This window comes from Marinobacter fuscus (assembly GCF_003007675.1).
Taxonomy (GTDB): domain Bacteria; phylum Pseudomonadota; class Gammaproteobacteria; order Pseudomonadales; family Oleiphilaceae; genus Marinobacter; species Marinobacter fuscus.
Map to the genome: position 1 here is coordinate 1 of NZ_PXNP01000037.1, position 2,114 is coordinate 2,114.

The following is a 2,114-nucleotide window of genomic DNA, read 5'->3' on the forward strand; positions in this document are numbered from 1 at the left end:
GTTATAAAGCCCGGCTGGGGTGCAGAAAAACTCCCAGTTAACCGAATCCTACAGCGATGATCTGTACGAATAAACAGTATTTTTCAGGTTTGGGATTCGGTTCGAAGAACCAGACAAGGATGATCGTTGTTGAATGCGTTTTCAGCTACCCTCGGGGTATGTCCCAAGCGGATAACGCGCGGGTTGATCCGCTTGGGACATACCCCGAGGGAGAGCTATTCCTCAGCGATCGCGTTACCTTTTGGCTGGTTGCCAGTCTCGTCGCCAGAGCCCGTCGCAAACGGTTGGATTATGAAGTTTGAAGAACGTCTCGAAGCAGGCATGGCCGTCGAGGGTGTGCTTTATCAGAGCTCTTTCAGGACTTGGCTCTATAACAACACATTCATCCGACCCTCGCTTCGCTCGGGCAGATGAACGTACATCGTTAGCAGCCACAACTTGTATCGAGGATAGATTGAAAAATCTTCAGGAATGGATAAGTCGGAACAAACCAGTTGCTGGGGCTAAGGGGCCTTTTGAACTCTGCTTCGCTAGACTGCAAAAAATTGAAGATGCCCACACCTACCTGACTGAGAATCAAGACATCTCTTCCAGTGTCCAAGAGGAGCTGTTCCGGTATATCCCGATTGCTACTACGGCGGCAATTGATGCTTATTTTAAATCGGTTATGGCTCGGTTAGTAGATTCTGGAGAGCCATATCTATACCGAGCCTGTTCGATCTCTGGACGGAAGTTAAGCCTTGAGAACGTGGCGCATCTTCAGAATAAGAAGTTTACCCTCGGAGAAATGCTTGCTTTTGAGCAAAGCTTTGGAAGTGTCCCTGCAATCGACGGAGTTTTTTCAACGCTTTTAGGAACAAAGTTTCTAAAACTCGTCGAGACTGTTGAACTAGATTCACCGCCATTTTCAGCGCCTTCTGAGCTTGAGGAAGAAGCTCTTAGAATGGGGCAGGACTTTTTTGGCGCGCTTCAAAGCATTTTCGAAATTAGACACCGCTACTGTCACGAATTCGCGGTAGACGATCAATTGGACAAAGTGAAAGAGCTGCTATCTTTGGTGGCGTTGCCAAGTTTTATTCTTCGGGTGGACGTAATCCTATTTGTGGCTGAAAGAAAGGCAGATGAGTTTGCGGAGTATGTGTCTGGCCGCTAACAATTACAGGCAAGGGACGCTCCTTCCGTCGCGCCCCTGCTGCTAGCGTTATGTGCAGAGGATATATGCCTGATTCCATAGTGAAAGAAGCTATCGTGAGAACGCTAAAGGAGCTTGAGGAGTCAGGTGACCTTGTCGTCGTGAGCCCTATTGAAAACGCTGTGACCAATAAACTATTCGAGGCTGTGCAAGAGGTTTCGCCAAATCTGCTATCTGCTGCCGAGCTTGGTGGGATTATCAATGCGCTCAATGCTCATAACTTGGGTTTTAGCTTGGATGATAATGACTTCCAAACCATCATTGGTTTAACCAAGGCGGAGCTTGCAGTAGCGACAAGCAAACTTAAAGTCGCCGAGTGGTAGATCACATAACCAGTGCAGGCACGGCGACGCCTACTACATTGCGCCTTCGGCTTCATTCCGTAGGCGCGCATGCTGCAAGCGTTAATTGGTAAAGCTATGGAACCTGTCATCCAGGAAGAGCCAACCGGCTGCGGTATTGCGGCAAGTGCCGTTCTTGCCGGTGTCAGTTACGCGGGGGCCAAGAAAAAGGCAAACGCACTGGGCATTTATGCGGCAGACACCGCGCTCTGGTCAGAAACAGAACATATTCGGGCACTACTTCGTGAATTTGGTATCTCCGTTTCGCCCAAAGAGACACCCTTCAAAACATGGGAAAGTCTGCCGGACAAAGCGCTGTTGGCTATCAAATGGCGCACCGAGCACGGCAAGTCATTCTGGCACTGGGTTGTTTTTACCAGGGAGCATGGCGAGGCAAAGGTGCTGGACTCTAAAAAAACACTGAAATCCAATACCCGCAAAGATTTCGGGCGCATCAAACCGAAGTGGTACATTGAAGTATCCAATTAACAAGTCGCAGCAGTTCGCGGCCGATGGCCGCCGGACGCCCTTTACGTGGCTCCTTCGTCGCCACTCCAAGGTCGCCGCTGTGCTCAGCGTTA

General features: G+C 49.7%; 3 protein-coding genes. All 3 read left to right on the forward strand.

Going from position 1 to position 2,114, the window contains the following annotated elements; translation table 11 throughout:
- Positions 1–454 precede the first annotated feature (454 nt).
- The 3 genes from C7H09_RS07935 (at position 455) to C7H09_RS07945 (ending at position 2,022) form a co-directional block, all read left to right on the forward strand.
- Complete coding sequence (locus C7H09_RS07935) at positions 455–1,153, forward strand: hypothetical protein (protein WP_106762047.1); 699 nt, start codon at positions 455–457, stop codon at positions 1,151–1,153.
- Between the two features lie 65 nt (positions 1,154–1,218).
- Complete coding sequence (locus C7H09_RS07940; RefSeq protein ID WP_106762048.1) at positions 1,219–1,515, forward strand: hypothetical protein; 297 nt, start codon at positions 1,219–1,221, stop codon at positions 1,513–1,515.
- A gap of 69 nt (positions 1,516–1,584) precedes the next feature.
- On the forward strand, positions 1,585–2,022 hold the full coding sequence (locus C7H09_RS07945) for a hypothetical protein (RefSeq protein WP_240616535.1): 438 nt from the start codon (positions 1,585–1,587) through the stop codon (positions 2,020–2,022).
- Positions 2,023–2,114 lie beyond the last annotated feature (92 nt).